Raw genomic sequence first — 18,105 nt, 5'->3', positions numbered from 1 at the left:
CAAGTGATAACTAGTAATTATCATCACCATGCCGCCCTCAATCGCCGAACGTATCCTGCAACCACAAGTCCCCGAGCAGCGGCGTATCCTCTTCCTTGCTGAGTATGCGCCGGATGAATCTGCCCCATGCGCGAAGACCTTCCCAGGAGACGGCGGCTATCCGGCCTACCATTTCAGTATCTGGCAGCTGCTTGGCGAACTGGGCTATCAGATGCGCTCCTCCGCCCAGCCGACCTCCGCATTGTTCGCCAGAGGCAATGTCGATTTTGTGTTCTCGTTGTATAACCGGATGCCGCTCAACCAATCGGAAGTCCTGGTATCGGCCTTCTGCGAATATGCGCGCATTCCCTACCTCGGTGCTCCGCCGGGCATCCGAGCCCTCGCCGAAGACAAATGGCTGAGCAAGCTGGCCGCGCGCGCACTGGGCATTCCTTGTCCCGACGGCATACCCTACTCGGATGAGGCTGCCCTTGAGGCGGCGCCCTTATTTGCTGGCCCTTACTTCATCAAAGACCGCTTCGGTGCAGGGTCGGAAGGCATCACAGCGCAGTCGCTGCAGGATACCTGGTCTGGGGCGAAGGCGGTCGCCGCCCAGCGGCTACGCGAGGGTGTGCCAGTCCTGGTCGAGCAATTTGCTCCCGGCATTGACGTCACCGTACCGATACTTGGCGACACCATGCCTCTCATCCTCGGCCACGTTCATCCGCGCTCCGACAAGGCCGGGAATATCCTGACCGAGGATCTGAAGATGGACGATCCGCTTGGCTACGAACTGCTGATGCTGGACGGCGTGGCAGACGACATCTGCCGCGATGCGCTGGCACTCTGGTCGGCCACGGGCCCGATGGATTACCTGCGCATCGACTACCGGTACGACCCGCACACGGGGCAACGCCAGTTCCTGGAATTCAACCTGTGCTGTTATCTCGGCGCCGATGGTGCGATTGGCCTAGCTGCCGCAGCCCATGGCCTGTCTCTGTCAGGCGTGCTCGGCCACGTGGTGGAACATGCTTTGGGCCGTCAGTGTGGAAGCCGGCAGCATTTGAAGTGGGTTCTGTGACCAGTATTGCATCCAGTCGGTGCGGTAGAGTGCGAGTGCTTCAGCCGCTTCCAGGGGGCCAGCGCTGAAGCGCGTACGTAGTCGGTTCAGATATGGACTATCACCGCCAATGGTGTCGATTTCATCGAGCAAGGCGGTAGCGCGCACCGGGTAACCGGCGCAGTATTCGATCAAGGCACCGGCAAAGCGCACATGACGCGCGCAATCAAGCACTTTCACCGCATCGGCGGCGATGATCAGGGCACGCACCTGATCGAGGGCCTGCTGCGTCTGCCCGTCGTACAAATGCAGCATCGCCAGGTTCGCCTCTGTGATTGCGCGCGGATAATTCATCTCCATCATCGGCAGAAGTTTGTTCATGTGAAGTCTGGCGCGCGCGTATTCGCCCAAACACAATAGCGCCGTACCGAGATTTGTCCCCGACTCCTGAATATGCTGCGTGCCGAGCACGGCAAGGCTACGATAGGCGACGTGAAAATCCCGCTCGGCCGCAGCAAAGTCACCGGCATAGGCTCTGGTCACCCCGAGATTGCATACGGTGGTAGCCTCGCCAAACGCGTCCCTGGCAGCGCGGAAGCCCCGCAGTGCCTCAAGCAGCATCTGTTCAGCAGCCGCCAGATCCGCTTGCGGATGCAGCATGGGAACGGCCGCTGCCGTTCTAAGCAGGTAGGGGTAGTTCGCTGCCTTGCTCAACTGGGGGCGCCATTCACTCAACACGGCGGAGGCGGCCGCCCATTCTTCCTCGTGCAGGAGGCCGGCAATCTTGTACGACACTAGCAGCACACGCTCTTCCGCAGAACCGTGCTCAGCAAGCAGACGGTCGATCGCGACATTGGCGTCGGCGTGACTGCGTATGCGATTCAGAGCAACAGCGTCGAGAATGCGCAGGATGCGATAGCGGCTGAACTCGACCCGAGGGATCTTTTCGAGAATCTCCTTGGCGCGCGCATAATCCTGCAGCGAGACGAAGAGTGAAATCTGCACGAAGAAGTCATGCAGATTGGCCGCCCCGTGCTTTCTCTGGGCATGCGCAATATAGCGCTCCGCATCGGCCATCGACCCTTGCGCCATGGCGATTCGCACCAGGGTCTGGGCGCGGGCCGGCAGCGCAGCCGGATCGAGATCGTGCGCCAGACGGTAGAGTAGTTGAGCCAGCGCAGCATCAGAGTGGCGCGCGGAGCCGGCACGTTCGGCTTCAGCGAAGAAGTCGTATAAATCGCGGGCCACCGCGAGATTGGCGACCTCAGCGCCCTTGATGGCGCGGACCGGCAGCGCCGAATCACTCACCAGCAGAATCAGTGCCTCACCGTCCTCCGTTGCGTGGCGCTGAATGATGCGCTGGGCCTGCAAGTCAGCGATCGCTTTGTCAAATGCATCCGGCGTGCAAACGATCTGTTCTGAATAAAGTGCAAGCAAACGCATGTCCGCCAGCCGCAGTGGCTGCTCTGCAACGACCAGCAGGCGGACCAGGAATTCACTGACCGGTCCCAGTGCTACAGGACGGGCGGACGTTCCGCGCACAGTCAGGTGACTAAGCAGCATCCACATGTCGTTCCCGGCCAGCGCCGCATACCGGTCGAAATCGGCCGTATCCAGCGCGAGACCATTAGCGGCGCAAATGGCGGCGACGAATTGAGCGTCGATCGGTTGCAGTGCTTGTTCGTCGATGGCCTCAGGGCCGAATGGTAATCGTTGCCGGAAGCCGGCCTCGGCTAGATTACCCTCCGTTTCATCGGTCACCGCCAGTACAAAGCGCACATGCCGATAGTGGTCATCCGCCGCACAGGCTTGGGCGAGCTGGACGATTTCCGCGGTCTTCTTCTGTGCGTTGTCCAAAAAAAACAGCACATCCGGCCGCGGCCAGGTCAATGCCATCTTGCAAATGCGCGCGGTCGAGGTCGACGGAAAAGGGGTCAGCAGAATGCCCTCGCCGATGCCGACCAGGGTGGTGACGCCAAAGCGCGAGGCAAAGGTCTGCGTGGCTGTCGACAGCGTGACCAGCTTGGACAGAAAGGAGATAAGCGGCGGCGCCTGGAAGAAAAAGCCAAGGCGGCAGAGCAAGCGCTCGTCGCGCTTGTCCTTCAACGCATCAGCTAATTGAGAAACGCCGCCGGCCGCCATGTCAAAGTAGATGGCAATCCCGCTTTTTTCCTGGCTGGCTGCCAGATGTTTGAGAAACTCGGATATCCCGCTGGATTTCGATGCTCGGAAGATGATTGCCCGCTTGGTCGGATCACGGCTCTGAAAAAACTGCCTGAACTTGGCGATTTCAACAGTTCTGTTGGCAAATTTGACGGGCTGCACCATCGGAAGGCAGATAATTACTAGTTATCCGTAGGTTTCCAGCCTCCTTCGGACATCGGCCCGTGCAATCTGGGCATGCAGCACCTGATCGGAGACATGGGTGTAGATCTCCGTTGTGCTAATGCTGGCGTGGCCGAGCAGGCGCTGCACGACACGAATATCGAGCCCTGCCTCCAACAGTTGCGTAGCGGCCGTGTGGCGCAGCATGTGCGGCGTGATGCGACGGTCGAGCCCGACGTCCGAAGCATATTGACGCAGCACCCGCCTGATGTATTGATCCGACGCGCAGCGCGCGTGGGCGCTAATGAACACCGTCTGCGGCGCCTCAATCGCGAAGCGCCGGCGTGCGCTGGCCAGATAGTCACGAATGCGTTCGGCCGTCACCGCGTCAGGGAAAACGACCAAGCGTTCCTTGTCGCCTTTGCCACGAATGCGGATCTGACGCTGGTCCAGTCGCAGATCGGCCGGCGCAATCTGCACCAGCTCGCCCACGCGAATTCCGGTCAGAGTGATCACCTCGGCCGCCAGGCGCGCCGTTCTCCGGTCCCAATCGGCCACCATGTCACGACGCGAGCGCCCGCTCGGACCAGCATCCGGCGACGCACCGGCCGGGCGCAGCAGGGCCGCCACTTCCGATGTCGACAGATTGCGCGGCAGACGCTTGGGAAGCTTGATCGAAGGTCGGATCGCCGTGAATGGATCAGCGGCCAGCAGGCGCCGCTGGCAGAGCCAGACGATAAACACCTGCACCGTCGCCAGCTTGCGCTTCAGTGTACTCGCCTTCCAGCGTGGGCAGGTCGCCCAGCGGTGAATCAGGGCCTCCGCCGCCGCCTGGTCCAGGGCGTCCAGCGGCCGCTCAGGGCCGAGCGCCTGGCGCAGGTCCTGCAAATCGAGGCCATATGCACGCACCGTGGCCTCGGATAGTTTTCGCTCGTCCCGGCAATAGGCCAGGAAACGTGTACATGCTTCTCCAAGAATCATCCCTCACTCCTCCATCGCGAGGGGAAATTCTAGAACGTGACAAACCTTCTAATTCAGGAGAAAAGGAAACCAATTGGCGGTGTCCTCGCGCTTACAGTCGGGCCGATGTCTCCGCCCAGGCTTCAGCATTGGAGAGACTTCTCACGCTGGCGCCTCCCTGCGTCCTCACCCGCAGCCCGGCGCCAGTTGCGCTAGACGCTGGTGCCGAACAGGGCACCGATGCCGACCGCGGCCGCCATCGACAGCGCGCTCCAGAAGCTCACGCGCAGCACGCCGCGCAGCACATTGGCGCCGCCGGCGCGCGCGGCCAGACCCCCGAGCAGGGCCAGGCACAGCAGCGACATCAGCACCGTCAGCGGAATCAGACGCGCGGGCGGGGCGGCCAGCACCACCAGCAGCGGCAGCGCGGCGCCGACAGCAAAGCTGAGCGCCGACGATACGGCCGCCTGCAGCGGGCGTGCGCTGAGCGTGTCGGTCAGGCCCAGTTCATCGCGCGCATGGGCCGACAGCGCGTCGTGGCGCATCAGGCTGGCCGCCACCTGCTGCGCCAGCGCCGGCTCCAGCCCGCGTTCGACGTAGATGTGGGCCAGCTCCGCGTGCTCGCCATCGGGATTGTCGCGCAGCTCGGCGCGCTCCTTCTCGATGGCGGCGCGCTCGGTATCGGCCTGCGACTGCACCGACACATACTCGCCGCTCGCCATCGACATCGCACCGGCCACCAGCCCGGCCACGCCGGCCACCAGAATGCTGGCATGCGAGGCATTCGACGCGGCCACCCCGAGAATCAGGCTGGCCGTCGACACAATCCCGTCGTTGGCGCCCAGCACAGCGGCGCGCAGCCAGCCGACCTGGCCCAGTTGATGGCGTTCGCGATGTCGTCCTGGCATGGTGGATCCGTCCTGTTGTGATACAGCGAGTCTAGCAGTTCCGGCGCGCCATTGACGCGCCCGGCAAAAGGGCGTTCAATCTCGGCCACGCTTTGCTTCCACGGCCGCATCATGCCCAGCTCCACACCCCGCCTCAATCCGGCCAAACTCCTGCGCAGCAAATGGACGGCGGCCACGCCGCGCAACAAGGAAAAGCATTTCATGGTCACCGCCGTGATCGCGCCCGAGCAGCCCGAGCTGCCGATCGAGCTGGTCACGCTCGAGGCCGTGCTGACGCGGCGCGCCTTCACCCTGCCCTGGCGCGAGCTGCAGGACAGCAGCCGCTGGCTGCAGGGCTGGCGCTAGGCCTACCAGGGCAACAGACTGCCGTCGTAGGCGCGGAAGCTGCCGCTGTCGGCCGGGCCCAGGCCATCGAGCACGCGCAGCATATCGGCCGCCGCCGCCAGCGCCGGACGGCCGATCTGCTCGCCGCGGAAGGGACGCGACAGACGTGAATTGACCGTGCCCGGATGCAGGGCCACCAGCACCGCGTTCTTCTGGCTGCGCGCCAGTTCGATGGCGGCCGTTTTGACCAGCATATTGAGTGCGGCCTTGGAGGCGCGGTAGCTGTACCAGCCGCCGAGGCGGTTGTCGCCGATGCTGCCGACCTTGGCCGACAGCAGGGCCATCAGGCCGCGTTCGCTGTCGAGCAGGGGCGTGAAATGGCGCAGCACCAGGGCCGGGCCAAAAGTGTTGGCCACAAAGGTCGCCTGCAACTGGGCGTAGTGCAGATCGGCCAGGCGCTTTTCCGGCATCAGCCCATCGGCATGCAAGATACCGGTGGCATTCAGGATCAGATGAAAACGCGGCCCGCCCGCGAGGGCCTGGGCGGCCGCGCCGATGCTGGCTTCGTCGGCGAAATCGAGGGCCGGGCTGCTGGCGCGGTGCAGGCCCACCACCTCGGCGCAATGCGGCTGCGCGCGCAGCAGCTCGACAAAGGCGGCGCCGAGCGCGCCCGAGCTGCCCAGCACGAGGGCGCGAAACGGTGTCGGCAGGCTCGCCAGCGTCAGCGGCGCCGCCTCACTTGGCATGGCGGCGCGCCGTCAGGGCCAGAATCTTGGGCGGGATCGCCTTCGACAGGCCCTTGATGAACTGGTTGCCCACCTCGTCCGCGCCGAGCAGGTCGATCAGGGCGCTCTTGTCGGCCGGCGCCAGCGTGCGGCTCGACACGTAGAAGCCCGCATCCTGCCATGGCAGGTCGTCCAGCGCGTGGATCGTGAGCGTCGCATCGAGCCCCTTGAGGCGCGCATCGTCGACGATGGTGTTGTAGGCGCTGCTGTAGGGCAGGATGGTGACATCGGCGATATTCGCCTGCAGCCGGCGCATCAGGTCGTTCAGATCATTGGCCAGCTGCACGCGCGCCGTCAGCGCCGGCTCCAGCAGGGTGCGGTAGGCGGGGCCGTAATCGAAGCCGCGCACGAGGGCGATGCGCAGTTCGGTGTTCTTGACCAGTTCCTCGACCGTGTGCACGGGCGTGGGCAGGGGTTTATTGCTGACCAGGACGGCGCGGTAATTGATCATCGGGACGAAACTGCCCGCGCGGTCGCGCTCGGGCGAGCGGGTCGACAGCACGATGAGGTCGGCATTGCCTTCCTTGAACAGCATCTCGAGGCGCGCGCGCGGCACCAGCGAGAACACGAATTTGCAACCGTGCGCCTCGCCCAGGCTTTGCAGCAGATCGGGCAGCACGCCGGCCGCCTTGTCGTTTTTCGAGACGATGGCGACCCCATGCGGCGCCATCGGCACCTGAATCGGGCGCGAGCAGGCGGCCAGCGCCGGCCAGGCCGCGCCGGCCAGGACGCCCAGCAGCAGCGTGCGGAGCAGGTTACGAGCCTTCATGGCCAGGTCCTTTCATGTGCGCAATGGCGCTATTTTAGTGCAGCCGCCGCCTCACAGTTGGGTCGGCGTGTAGGGAATGCCGAGCTGATCGTAAGTGGCGTAGACGGCGGCCAGCATGCTCTCGAGTTCGGGTGTGCGGTCCTGGCTGCGCGCGCTGAAGAAGATCGGCGAAAACGCGTGCTTGTCCTCGAGCGGGCGGTAAATCACATTGCGCTGGTGCATACCCTGCACGCTCTCGGGCACGATGGCGATGCCCTGGCCGGCCGCAACCAGTCCCATGGCGACCTGCAGCTCGCGCACCTCGCTGACCTGCTCGGGCACCAGGCCGGCGGCCGCGAAGGCGGCCAGCACCTGATCGGCGAAGCTGGGCCGCGGCGCCTTCGGATAGACGAGCAGGGCTTCGCCCACCACCTGCTGCACAAAAAATAACACCCACAACCACAAAGGAGACACACGATGCGACACATCGACATTCACGCGGTGGCCGACACGGCCCCCTTCAAGCGCTTCCACGCGGGCGTCCTGTTCTGGTGCGCGCTGATCATCATCTGCGACGGCTATGACCTGGCCGTGGCCGGCATCGCCTTGCCCTCGATCATGTAGCAGATGGGCGTGACGCCGCAAAGCGCCGGCTTCATGCTCAGTTCCGCCCTGTTTGGCATGATGTTCGGCGCGATCTTCCTCGGCACCATCGCCGACCGCATCGGCCGCCGCATGGCCATCGTCATCTGCCTTGCGCTGTTCAGCGTGTTCACGGCGGCGGCCGGGATGTGCAGCGACCCGTTCAGCTTCAGCCTGATGCGCTTTCTGGCCGGCCTGGGCATCGGCGGCGTGATGCCGAATGTGGTCGCCCAGATGACCGAATACGCGCCCAAGCGCATCCGCGCCACGCTGGTGACACTGATGTTCAGCGGCTATGCGGTGGGTGGCATGCTCGCCGCCCTGCTCGGTAAAGGCCTGCTGGCCAGCTACGGCTGGCAGTCGGTGTTCCTGGCCGCCGGTGTGCCAGTGCTGCTTATCCCCTTCATCCTGAAAAACCTCCCGGAGTCGATGGCCTTTCTGGCACGCCGCCAGCGCCACGCCGAACTGCAGGCCATCTTGCAGCGCCTGATGCCTGACTACCGTGCCCAGGCCGGCGAGCACTACACGCTGGCCCAGGCCGACCACGGCCAGGGTACGCCGGTTGGCCGCCTGTTCCAGGAAGGGCGCGGCTTCAGCACCCTGATGTTCTGGGTCGCCTTCTTCATGTGCCTGTTCATGGTGTATGCGCTGAGCTCCTGGCTGGCCAAGCTGATGGCCGGCGCCGGCTACAGCCTCGGCTCGGCCCTGAACTTCGTGCTCGTGCTGAATTTTGGCGCAGTGATCGGCGCCGTCGGCGGCGGCTGGCTGGCCGATCGCTTCCACATCAAGCATGTGCTGGTGGGGATGTACTGCCTGGCGGCCGTGTCGATTTCCTTGCTCGGCTACCCGATGCCGACGCCGCTGCTGTTCGTACTGGTCGGCCTCGCGGGCGCCTCGACCATCGGCACCCAGATCGTTACCTATGCCTACGCCGGCCAGTTCTATCCGGCCGCGATGCGCTCGACCGGCATCGGCTGGGCATCGGGCGTGGGCCGCAGCGGCGCGATTCTGGCGCCGATCGTGATCGGCATCCTGGTCGGCATGGCCCTGCCGCTGCAGCAGAACTTCCTGGCCATGGCCATTCCGGCCGTGCTTGCCGCGCTGGCCGTATCGATGATCCGCCAGCCCAGCAGCGCCCCCGCAAGCGCCGTCAGCAGCCCGCTGGCGGCCAGCAAATAAAAACCTCACGGAGACACCGATGCAAAAACGCAGTTTGATCGCCCTGGCCCTGGCCATGGGCGCTGGCCTCGCTCACGCCGACAGCAATGTCAGCCTGTACGGCGTGATCGACGCCGCCCTGGCACGCACCACCAATACCGACGCGGCCGGCCATGCGGCCACCAAGATGGCCTCGCTCAGCGGCAGCCTGCCCTCGCGCCTGGGCTTTCGCGGTAGCGAGGATCTGGGCGGCGGCCTGGCGGCCGTGTTCACGCTCGAAGACGGCTTCAATCCCGACACCGGCGTGCAGGGCCAGGGCGGGCGCCTGTTCGGCCGCCAGGCCTGGGTCGGCCTGCGCGGCGGCTGGGGCACGCTGCAACTGGGCCGCATCCCGAATATGACTTTCCTCGCCACGGCGCGCAGTGATGTGCTCCGCCCGAACCTGTTCTCGATCAGCAGCATCGACCTCTACCTGCCGAACGCACGCAGCGACAATGCGCTCGGCTATCTGGGCAATTTCAATGGCGTGCTCGCCGGCGCCACCTACAGCCTGGGCCGCGATGCCTCCGCCGCCGGTGGCCCGGCCGCCACCAATTGCGCGGGCGAAGTCAGCGGCAATGCGCGCGCCTGCCGCCAGTACACGGCGCTGCTCGGCTATGAGTCCAAGGCCTATGGCGCCAGCTTCAGCTACGACAAGCTGTTCGGCAACGCCGGCGCCGCCAATGGCCTCACCAGCAGCGACAAATACGACCGCCGCCTGAGCGCGAATGCCTATGTCATGCTGGGCAGCGCCAAACTCGGCGGCGGCCTGATCCGCCGGCATACGCTGGCCGCCAGCGGCATCACGAATAGCGATCTGGTCTATCTGGGAGTGAGTGTGCCGCAGGGGCAGTGGACGCTGGACGCCCAGGTGGCACGCAAGGATGTGCAGGCCGCGGCCGATGACACGACGCTGCTGGTGCTGCGCGCGAGCTACGCACTGTCGCCGCGCAGCGCCGTCTACGCCAGCCTGGGCCGCATGGACAACCACGGCAATGCCGCCATCGCGCTCGACGCCGGCGGCAGCGTGGGCAGCGGTAAAACGCAAAGCGGGGTGATGGGGGGGCTGCGCCACCTGTTCTGAGTCCCGCCCCAAAAGTACACGCGCTGACCTGCCGGGCGGGTCAGCGCGTTTTTATGTGGACTCAGTCTTTGATTTCGAGCGCGCGGTTCAGGCTCAGGGCCGCCAGCGAACCGGCCGCGCCCGACAGCAGATACAGGCTGACATAGGCGAGGCCGAACTTGGCCGACAGGCCGAGCGCGACCAGGGGCGCAAACGCGGCGCCGACCAGCCAGGCCAGGTCCGAGGTCAGGGCCGCGCCCGTGTAGCGGAAGCGCAGTTCAAAATTGGCCGTGACGGCGCCGGCGGCCTGGCCATACGACAGGCCGAGCAGGCCGAAGCCGAGCAGGATGAACACCGTCTGGCCGGTATCGCCGCCCTGCAGCAGCAGCGGGACGAAGCCGCTGAACACACCGATCAGCACGGCCAGGGTGCCGAGCGTGCGGCGGCGGCCGACGCGGTCGGCGATCCAGCCCGAGACTACGATGCCGATGGCAGCCAGCACGGCCCCGCCCATCTGAATGGTGAGGAACTCGCTGACCGAGCGCGTCGAGTACAGGCTGATCCAGGACAGCGGGAACACCGTCACCAGATGGAACAGCGCATAGCTGGCCAGGGCCGCCAGGCCGCCGATCAGCACATTGCGGCCCTGCGATTTGAGCATCTCGCCGACATCGGTCGGCTGCAGTTCCTTTTCTTCGAGCAGGCGCGCGTACTCGGGCGTCGACACCAGGCGCAGGCGCGCGAACAGGGCCACCACATTGATCGCAAAGGCGACATAGAACGGATAGCGCCAGCCCCAGTCGAGGAAGTCGCGGTGCGACAGCTGCGACAGCAGCAGCGCGAACAGGCCGGCCGCGATCAGGAAACCGGTCGGCGCGCCGAGCTGGCCGAGCATCGCGTACCATCCACGTTTGTTCTTCGGCGCGTTCAGCGCCAGCAGCGAGGGCAGACCGTCCCAGCTGCCGCCGAGCGCGATCCCCTGCCCGAAACGCAACATGGCCAACAAGGCAATCGCGCCCAGGCCCAGGGTCTCGTAGGTCGGCAGGAAGGCGATGCCGGCGGTCGAGGCGCCAAGCAGGAACAAGGCGGCCGTCAGCTTGGTTTCACGCCCGAAGCGCTGCTGAATCGCCATGAAGGTGACGGTGCCGAGCGGCCTTGCCAAAAAGGCAAATGAAAAAATCAGGAAGGAATGCAGCATCGCATCGAGCTTGGGCTCGAAGGAAAAGAACACCGACGGAAAGACCAGCACCGAGGCGATGGCATACACAAAGAAGTCGAAATACTCGGAGGCCCGCCCGATGATCACGCCGACGGCGATCTCAGACGGCGCAATGCGCTCCGGAGTGGACGGTTTGCTCGAGGCCGCAAGCCCCGGCAGCGGTGCTGTCATGCTTTGCATTTTTTGTCTCCAATCCCAGTGCTCGTAGAGTTATCACCAAGATTTATTGCTGTTATGTAGTTTTCTGGTAGGACAATATGTCCAATCGCAAGACTATTGCCCAGTGGATAAAGTATCGAACTCCTTGATCCAGGTCAAAGAAACTTGCTAATGCCTATCATACTGCTCCTTCTGCTTTCCGCCAGTCTTGCCGGTTGTAATACCGTCGTGATGAATCCTTCTGGCGACATCGCTGCCCAGCAAGCACAGCTCGTCACAGTGTCTACCTTGTTGATGCTATTGATAATTGTGCCTGTCATTGCGCTCACCATTTTCTTTGCGTGGCGCTACCGTAAAAACAACAGTAAGGCCACCTACCTGCCCGATTGGGACCATTCCACCCAGCTCGAGCTGGTGATCTGGGGCGCGCCGCTGATGATCATCATCGTGCTCGGCCTGCTGACCTGGATCAGCACCCACCTGCTCGACCCCTACCGCCCGCTGAGCCGCATCGACGCCAACCGTCCGCTGGCCGCCAGCCACAAGCCGCTGGTCGTGCAGGTGGTGGCGATGGACTGGAAATGGCTGTTCATCTATCCGGAACAGGGCATCGCCACCGTCAACGAGCTGGTGACCCCGGTCGACACCCCGATCCGCTTCAAGATCACCGCCTCGACGGTCATGAACTCCTTCTACGTGCCGGCCCTGGCCGGCCAGATCTACGCGATGCCGGGCATGGACACCACCCTCAATGCGGTGCTGAACAAACCGGGCGTGTACGACGGCTTCTCGGCCAACTACAGCGGCGCCGGCTTCTCGCACATGCGCTTTAAGTACCACGGCGTATCGGCCACGGACTTCGAGGCCTGGGTTGCCAAGATGAAGGCCGGCGACGGCCAGCTCAAGCGCGCCGAGTACCTGCAGCTTGAGAAGCCCAGCGAACGCGAACCGGTACGCCACTATGCTAGCGTCGAAACGGATTTGTATGACGCCATCTTGAATCGCTGCGTGGCCGAAGGCACGGTCTGCGCCAACAAGATGATGGCCGCCGACGCCGCCCGCACGCGCGCCGTGCTGAGCAAGAAAGAAATGGACGAGCGCCTGTGCAAGACGCCGACGCCGCTGGCCCTGAACACCAAACCTAGCAAAGACTGATCATGCAAGACCAATCTCTTCTGGCGCGGCCCCTGCTTGGCCGCCTGAGCTGGGAAGCCATTCCCTATCACGAGCCGATCCTGCTCGCCACCTTCGCCATGGTGGTGCTGGGCGGACTGGTGACCCTGGCGCTGATGACGCGCTACCGTCTGTGGGGCCCGCTGTGGCGCGACTGGATCACCAGTATCGACCACAAGAAGATCGGCATCATGTACATGGTGCTCGGCCTCGTGATGATGCTGCGCGGCTTTGCCGACGCCCTCATGATGCGTGCCCAGCAGGCCATGGCCTTCGGTGAGAACCTCGGCTACCTGCCGCCGCACCACTACGACCAGATCTTCACCGCCCACGGCGTGATCATGATCTTCTTCGTGGCCATGCCCTTCGTCACCGGCCTGATGAACTACGTGGTGCCGCTGCAGATCGGCGCGCGCGACGTCGCCTTCCCCTTCCTGAACAACTTCAGTTTCTGGATGACGGCCTTCGGCGCCGCGCTGACCATGGTCTCGCTGTTCGTCGGCGAATATGCGCGCACCGGCTGGCTGGCCTATCCGCCGCTGTCCGGGATTCTGGCCAGTCCCGATGTCGGGGTCGACTACTACATCTGGTCGCTGCAGGTGGCCGGGGTCGGCACCTTGCTGTCCGGGGTCAACCTGATCGCCACCATCGTCAAGATGCGCGCGCCCGGCATGCGCCTGATGAAGATGCCGGTGTTCACCTGGACCGCCCTGTGCACCAACGTGCTGATCGTCGTGACCTTCCCGGTCCTGACGGCCGTGCTGGCCATGCTCTCGCTCGACCGCACTTTCGGCACCCACTTCTTCACGGCCGACTTCGGCGGTGACGCCATGCTGTACGTGAACCTGATCTGGATCTGGGGCCACCCCGAGGTCTACATCCTGGTGCTGCCGGTGTTCGGCGTGTTCTCGGAAGTGGTCTCGACCTTCTCCTCCAAGCGCCTGTTCGGCTACACCTCGATGGTGTATGCGACCGTCGTGATCACGATCCTGTCCTACCTGGTGTGGCTGCACCACTTCTTCACCATGGGTTCGGGCGCCAGCGTCAACTCCTTCTTCGGCATCACCACGATGATCATCTCGATCCCGACCGGGGCCAAGATCTTCAACTGGCTGTTCACGATGTACCGTGGGCGTATCCGCTATGAACTGCCGATGATGTGGAGCGTCGCCTTCATGATCACCTTCGTGATCGGCGGCATGACGGGCGTGCTGCTGGCCGTGCCGCCGGCCGACTTCGTGCTGCACAACAGCCTGTTCCTGATCGCCCACTTCCACAACGTGATCATCGGCGGCGTGGTGTTCGGCGTGTTCGCCGCCATCAACTACTGGTTCCCCAAGGCCTTCGGCTACAAGCTCGACGCCTTCTGGGGCAAGATCTCCTTCTGGTGCTGGGTGATCGGCTTCTACCTGGCCTTCATGCCCCTGTACGTGCTGGGCCTGATGGGCGTGACCCGCCGCATGAGCCACTTCGAAGACCCCTCGCTGCAGATCTGGTTCCAGATCGCCGCCGTCGGCGCCGTCCTGATCGCCTGCGGTATCGGCGCCATGCTCGTGCAGTTCTACGTCAGCTTCCGCCGCCGCGGCGCCCAGCGCGACCTGACGGGCGACCCCTGGGATGGGCGCACGCTCGAATGGTCGACCTCGTCGCCGCCGCCCGACTACAACTTCGCCTTCACGCCGCGCGTGTATGACAACGATGCCTGGACCGATATGAAGCGCCGCGGCCACACCCGCCCGCTGAGCGGCTTCATCGACATCCACATGCCGAAGAACACCGCCGCCGGCTTCATCATCGCCGGCCTGAGCGCAGCGACCGCCTTCGCCGTGATCTGGCAGATGTGGCTGCTGGCCATCGTCGCCTTCGTCGCCACCGTGGCCGCCTCGGTGATCCACACCTTCAATTACAAGCGCGACTACTACATCCCGGCGGCCCAGGTGGTCGACACCGAAGCCGAGCGTACCCGTACTCTGGAAAGCATTGCCCATGTCTGACACTACTCTCCACGCCAACGAGGCCGAGATGGCCTTCTACGTGCGCGATCACCATCCGGAGAACGGCACCCTGCTCGGGTTCTGGATCTACCTGATGAGCGATTGCCTGATCTTCGCCTGTCTGTTCATCGCCTACGCCGTGCTCGGCCGCAATTACGCGGGCGGCCCGACCGGCGCCGAACTGTTCGACCTGCCGACGGTGGCCCTGAACACGGCCTTCCTGCTGTTCTCGTCGATCACCTATGGCTTCGCGATGCTGTACGCCCAGCGCAAGGCCCTGAACCAGACCCTGCTCTGGCTGGCCATTACCGGCCTGTTCGGCCTGGGCTTCCTGTATCTGGAACTGCATGAATTCGCCGCCCTGATTCACGAAGGCGCCGGTCCCCAGCGCAGCGCGTTTCTGACGTCCTTCTTCGCGCTGGTCGGCACCCACGGCCTGCACGTGAGCTTTGGTATCGTCTGGCTGCTGACCCTGATGGTCCAGCTCAAACAGAAGGGCCTGGGCGAAGCCAATATGCGCCGCCTGATGTGCCTGTCGATGTTCTGGCACTTCCTCGATGTGATCTGGATCGGCGTTTTCACCTTTGTCTACCTGATGGGAGTTCTGCCATGAGCGCGCACCACGACCACGGCCACGGCCACGGCCACGAGCATGGCCATGCTGACAGCCACGACCACGGCAGTTTCAAGAGCTATATCATCGGCTTCGTGCTGTCGGTCATCCTGACCGCGATTCCGTTCTGGCTGGTGATGGCCAAGGTGATCCCGAGCTCGGGCGCCACGGCCGCCATCCTGCTCGGCTTTGCCGCCGTGCAGATCGTCGTCCACATGGTGTACTTCCTGCACATGAACTCGCGCGCCGAGGGCGGCTGGAATCTGCTGGCCCTGCTGTTCACGATCATGCTGGTGGTCATCGTGCTGACCGGCTCGATCTGGGTCATGTACCACCTGCAGCACAATATGATGCCGGGCATGCAGCATGCCCCGGCAGCCGCCGGCGCGCCGGCCGCGCAGCCGCAACCGATGGCGGATATGCCCTGATGTCCGCCCGCTGGGTCTGGCGCATCGCCCTGGCCTTGGTCACCCTCGTGTGCCTCGGCCTGGGCAGCTGGCAGCTGGTTCGCCTGCAATGGAAACTGGCCCTGATCGCGCGCGTCGATGCGCGCGTCCATGCGCCCGCCCAGCCCGCTCCCCCACGCGCCGCCTGGGCCAGTCTCACCGCCGAGAATGCCGAATACCTGCACGTGCAGGCCAGCGGCATTCTGCAACACCAGCGCAGCACCCTGGTCCAGGCTTCGACCACGCTCGGGCCCGGCTATTGGGTGATGACCCCGCTGCGCCTGACCGATGGCAGCACGATCCTGATTAACCGCGGCTTCGTACCCGAGCGCCGCCTGCCCACCGCCCCGGCCGAGGAAAGCACTAGCGTCAGCGGCCTGCTGCGCCTGAGCGAAACGGGCGGCGGCTTCCTGCGCAACAACGATGCGCGTGCCGAGCGCTGGTATTCGCGCGATGTCCAGGCCATCGCCGCCGCACGCGGCCTGGGCAGCGTCGCCCCCTATTTCATCGATGCCGAAGCGGACCCGCGCGCCGCCCCCGGCGCCCCCGTCGGCGGCCTGACCGTCATTGCCTTCCGCAACCACCATCTCGTGTATGCGCTGACTTGGTTTACACTTGCCGCGATGGTGCTGCTGCGCGTCTGGCAGATCCGGCGCCGCCAAGCAACGATGGACGAGGCATGAAACGACTGAGCTTCGGCCCCCACGTCGGCGATGTGGTGGGCCACAAGAACATGCTGTATCTGATCCGGCTGCGCTGGATCGCCGTGTTCGGCCAGGTGACGACGATCGCCTTTGTCAGCCTGGTGCTCGACTGCCACCTGCCGATGCCGCAGATGCTGGCCGTGCTGGCCTGCCTGAGCGCCTTCAATATCGGCAGCCATCTGCGCTGGCACGAAAACCCCATCGTCACCAATGGCGAGATGTTCGTCGCCCTGCTGGTCGACGTCGCCAGCCTCACTGCCCAGCTGCACTACAGCGGCGGGGCCAGCAATCCGTTCGCTTCGCTGTATCTGCTGCAGGTGGTGCTGTCGGCCGTGCTGCTCGACGCCTGGGCCAGCTGGACCTTCGTGGCCATTGCCGCGCTCTGCCTGTCCGGCCTGTCGTTCTGGTCCACGCCCCTGCCCGCCCTGCTCGAGCGCCCCGACGACTTCAACAAGCTCTACGTCGTGGGCCTGCTGTTCTGCTTTGCACTGAATGCCTCGCTGCTGGTGGTGCTGATCACCCGCATCAGCGCCAATCTGCGCGCGGGCGATGCCCAGCTGGCGCAGTTCCGCCAGCGCGCAGCCGAAGAGGAACATATCGTCCGCATGGGCCTGCTTGCCTCCGGCGCCGCTCACGAGCTCGGCACACCGATGGCGACCATGTCGGTGCTGCTCGGCGACTGGCTGCGCATGAAGGAATTCAACAGCAATCCGGCGCTGCAGGAAGACATCCGCGAAATGCAGACCCAGCTGCAGCGCTGCAAGAGCATCGTCACCGGCATTCTGCTGTCGGCCGGCGAAGTGCGCGGCGAGTCGTCCACCACGACCACCCTGCGCCATTTTCTCGACGAACTGGTGGACGAATGGCGCCGCACCCGGCCCCAGGCCGTGCTCGCGTATGCCGTGCAGATGGAAGACGATATCGCCGTCGTGCACGATTCCGCGCTCAAGCAGACCATCTGCAATCTGCTCGACAATGCGCTCGAAGCCTCGCCCGAGTGGGTGGGGCTGACGGTGACGCTCGAACAGGACACGCTGGTGCTGAGCGTCAGCGACCGCGGTCCCGGATTTTCGGCCGCCACCCTCGCCAATTTCGGGAAGCCGTACAATTCCACCAAGAACCGCCCTGGTAGCGGCCTCGGCCTTTTCCTGGTCGTGAATGTGGCGCGCAGCCTGGGCGGCAGTGTGGAAGCCCGCCGCGGTGAACACGGTGCGATTGTCGACCTGCGTTTGCCGCTGTGGTCGATTGCCTTGCCCGAGGAGGATGCCAATGGAGAATGAGCGCCGGCTCCTGATTGTCGAAGACGACCTCGCCTTTGCCCGCACCCTGACCCGCTCCTTCGAGCGGCGCGGCTATGTCGTCTCGCGCGCCGAAACGATCGACGAAGTCCGCAGCCTGCTGGAGACCGAGACGCCGAACTATGCGGTGGTCGACCTGAAGCTCCATGGCAGCAACTCCGGCCTTGCCTGCGTGCAGATGCTGCACACCCACTCGCCCGACATGCTGATCGTGGTACTGACCGGTTTCGCCAGCATCAACACCGCGGTCGAGGCGATCAAGCTCGGCGCCTGCCAATACCTGGCCAAGCCCTCGAATACGGACGATATCGAAGCCGCCTTCGGGCATGTGGCCGGCGTCACCGAGGTGGAGCTGACGAACCGCACCACCTCGATCAAGACCCTGGAGTGGGAGCACATCCACCAGGTGCTGGCCGAGACGGGTTTCAATATCTCCGAAGCGGCGCGCCGGCTCGGCATGCACCGCCGCACACTGGCCCGCAAGCTGGAGAAGCAGCGGGTCAAGTAG

Annotated in this window: 17 protein-coding genes and 1 pseudogene; 11 read left to right on the top strand and 7 right to left on the bottom strand. The window is 64.4% G+C overall.

The window, feature by feature from the left end:
• Positions 1-28: 28 nt before the first annotated feature.
• Positions 29-1,060 (top strand): hypothetical protein, encoded by a 1,032-nt coding sequence (locus tag LZ005_RS04425; protein WP_237805083.1) that lies wholly within the window; start codon positions 29-31, stop codon positions 1,058-1,060.
• Here LZ005_RS04425 and LZ005_RS04420 read toward each other — a convergent pair.
• The 3 genes from LZ005_RS04420 to LZ005_RS04410 form a co-directional block, all read right to left on the bottom strand.
• Positions 980-3,367, bottom strand: coding sequence for a hypothetical protein (locus LZ005_RS04420; RefSeq protein ID WP_237805081.1), 2,388 nt, complete (start codon positions 3,365-3,367; stop codon positions 980-982). The two genes, LZ005_RS04425 and LZ005_RS04420, sit on opposite strands and share 81 nt — an antisense overlap.
• 21 nt (positions 3,368-3,388) lie before the next feature.
• On the bottom strand, positions 3,389-4,345 hold the full coding sequence (locus tag LZ005_RS04415; RefSeq protein WP_237805079.1) for a tyrosine-type recombinase/integrase: 957 nt from the start codon (positions 4,343-4,345) through the stop codon (positions 3,389-3,391).
• A gap of 191 nt (positions 4,346-4,536) precedes the next feature.
• Positions 4,537-5,232 carry a VIT family protein gene (locus LZ005_RS04410; protein WP_237805077.1) on the bottom strand — a complete coding sequence of 232 codons (696 nt, stop codon included), beginning with the start codon at positions 5,230-5,232 and terminating at the stop codon, positions 4,537-4,539.
• Positions 5,233-5,343: 111 nt separating this feature from the next.
• Here LZ005_RS04410 and LZ005_RS04405 point away from each other — a divergent pair, with 111 nt between their 5' ends.
• Positions 5,344-5,577 (top strand): TIGR02450 family Trp-rich protein, encoded by a 234-nt coding sequence (locus LZ005_RS04405; protein ID WP_237805075.1) that lies wholly within the window; start codon positions 5,344-5,346, stop codon positions 5,575-5,577.
• A gap of 2 nt (positions 5,578-5,579) precedes the next feature.
• Here LZ005_RS04405 and LZ005_RS04400 read toward each other — a convergent pair whose 3' ends face one another.
• From LZ005_RS04400 to LZ005_RS04390, 3 genes are read right to left on the bottom strand one after another with little or no spacing between them, the layout of a single operon-like run.
• Positions 5,580-6,302: an SDR family NAD(P)-dependent oxidoreductase gene (locus tag LZ005_RS04400; RefSeq protein WP_237805073.1), complete on the bottom strand. Its 723-nt coding sequence runs from the start codon at positions 6,300-6,302 to the stop codon at positions 5,580-5,582.
• Positions 6,292-7,110, bottom strand: coding sequence for an ABC transporter substrate-binding protein (locus tag LZ005_RS04395; RefSeq protein WP_237805071.1), 819 nt, complete (start codon positions 7,108-7,110; stop codon positions 6,292-6,294). Before LZ005_RS04395 ends, LZ005_RS04400 begins: the two co-directional genes overlap by 11 nt.
• Before the next feature lie 51 nt (positions 7,111-7,161).
• On the bottom strand, positions 7,162-7,542 hold the full coding sequence (locus tag LZ005_RS04390; protein WP_237805070.1) for a LysR substrate-binding domain-containing protein: 381 nt from the start codon (positions 7,540-7,542) through the stop codon (positions 7,162-7,164).
• 24 nt (positions 7,543-7,566) lie between these two features.
• On the opposite strand from LZ005_RS04390, the pseudogene LZ005_RS04385 reads away from it, so the two are divergent.
• Positions 7,567-8,910 (top strand): annotated as a pseudogene (locus LZ005_RS04385) (MFS transporter).
• A gap of 19 nt (positions 8,911-8,929) precedes the next feature.
• The gene (locus LZ005_RS04380; protein ID WP_237805067.1) at positions 8,930-10,012 is read left to right on the top strand and encodes a porin; all 1,083 of its coding nucleotides are present in this window, start codon (positions 8,930-8,932) and stop codon (positions 10,010-10,012) included.
• A 61-nt stretch (positions 10,013-10,073) separates the two neighbouring features.
• Here LZ005_RS04380 and LZ005_RS04375 read toward each other — a convergent pair whose 3' ends face one another.
• Positions 10,074-11,381 (bottom strand): MFS transporter, encoded by a 1,308-nt coding sequence (locus LZ005_RS04375; RefSeq protein WP_237805528.1) that lies wholly within the window; start codon positions 11,379-11,381, stop codon positions 10,074-10,076.
• Positions 11,382-11,540: 159 nt separating this feature from the next.
• Here LZ005_RS04375 and cyoA point away from each other — a divergent pair, with 159 nt between their 5' ends.
• The 7 genes from cyoA to LZ005_RS04340 are packed head-to-tail and all read left to right on the top strand — an operon-like array spanning position 11,541 to position 18,105.
• Positions 11,541-12,524 carry a ubiquinol oxidase subunit II gene (cyoA, locus tag LZ005_RS04370; protein WP_237805065.1) on the top strand — a complete coding sequence of 328 codons (984 nt, stop codon included), beginning with the start codon at positions 11,541-11,543 and terminating at the stop codon, positions 12,522-12,524.
• Positions 12,525-12,526: 2 nt separating this feature from the next.
• Positions 12,527-14,536, top strand: a complete 2,010-nt coding sequence (gene cyoB / locus LZ005_RS04365; protein ID WP_237805063.1) for a cytochrome o ubiquinol oxidase subunit I — start codon at positions 12,527-12,529, stop codon at positions 14,534-14,536.
• The gene (gene cyoC / locus LZ005_RS04360) at positions 14,529-15,149 is read left to right on the top strand and encodes a cytochrome o ubiquinol oxidase subunit III (RefSeq protein ID WP_237805061.1); all 621 of its coding nucleotides are present in this window, start codon (positions 14,529-14,531) and stop codon (positions 15,147-15,149) included. Before cyoB ends, cyoC begins: the two co-directional genes overlap by 8 nt.
• Complete coding sequence (cyoD, locus tag LZ005_RS04355) at positions 15,146-15,577, top strand: cytochrome o ubiquinol oxidase subunit IV (protein WP_237805059.1); 432 nt, start codon at positions 15,146-15,148, stop codon at positions 15,575-15,577. The genes cyoC and cyoD overlap by 4 nt, the downstream gene beginning before the upstream one ends.
• The gene (locus LZ005_RS04350; protein WP_237805057.1) at positions 15,577-16,278 is read left to right on the top strand and encodes an SURF1 family protein; all 702 of its coding nucleotides are present in this window, start codon (positions 15,577-15,579) and stop codon (positions 16,276-16,278) included. The genes cyoD and LZ005_RS04350 overlap by 1 nt, the downstream gene beginning before the upstream one ends.
• A complete protein-coding gene (locus LZ005_RS04345; protein WP_237805055.1) occupies positions 16,275-17,579 on the top strand; it encodes an ATP-binding protein in 1,305 nt (434 codons plus the stop codon). Before LZ005_RS04350 ends, LZ005_RS04345 begins: the two co-directional genes overlap by 4 nt.
• Positions 17,569-18,105 carry a response regulator transcription factor gene (locus LZ005_RS04340; RefSeq protein ID WP_237805053.1) on the top strand — a complete coding sequence of 179 codons (537 nt, stop codon included), beginning with the start codon at positions 17,569-17,571 and terminating at the stop codon, positions 18,103-18,105. The genes LZ005_RS04345 and LZ005_RS04340 overlap by 11 nt, the downstream gene beginning before the upstream one ends.

This window comes from Massilia sp. TS11 (assembly GCF_022012445.1).
Classification (GTDB): Bacteria; Pseudomonadota; Gammaproteobacteria; order Burkholderiales; family Burkholderiaceae_D; genus Telluria.
This window is presented reverse-complemented; position numbering and strand designations above follow the sequence as displayed.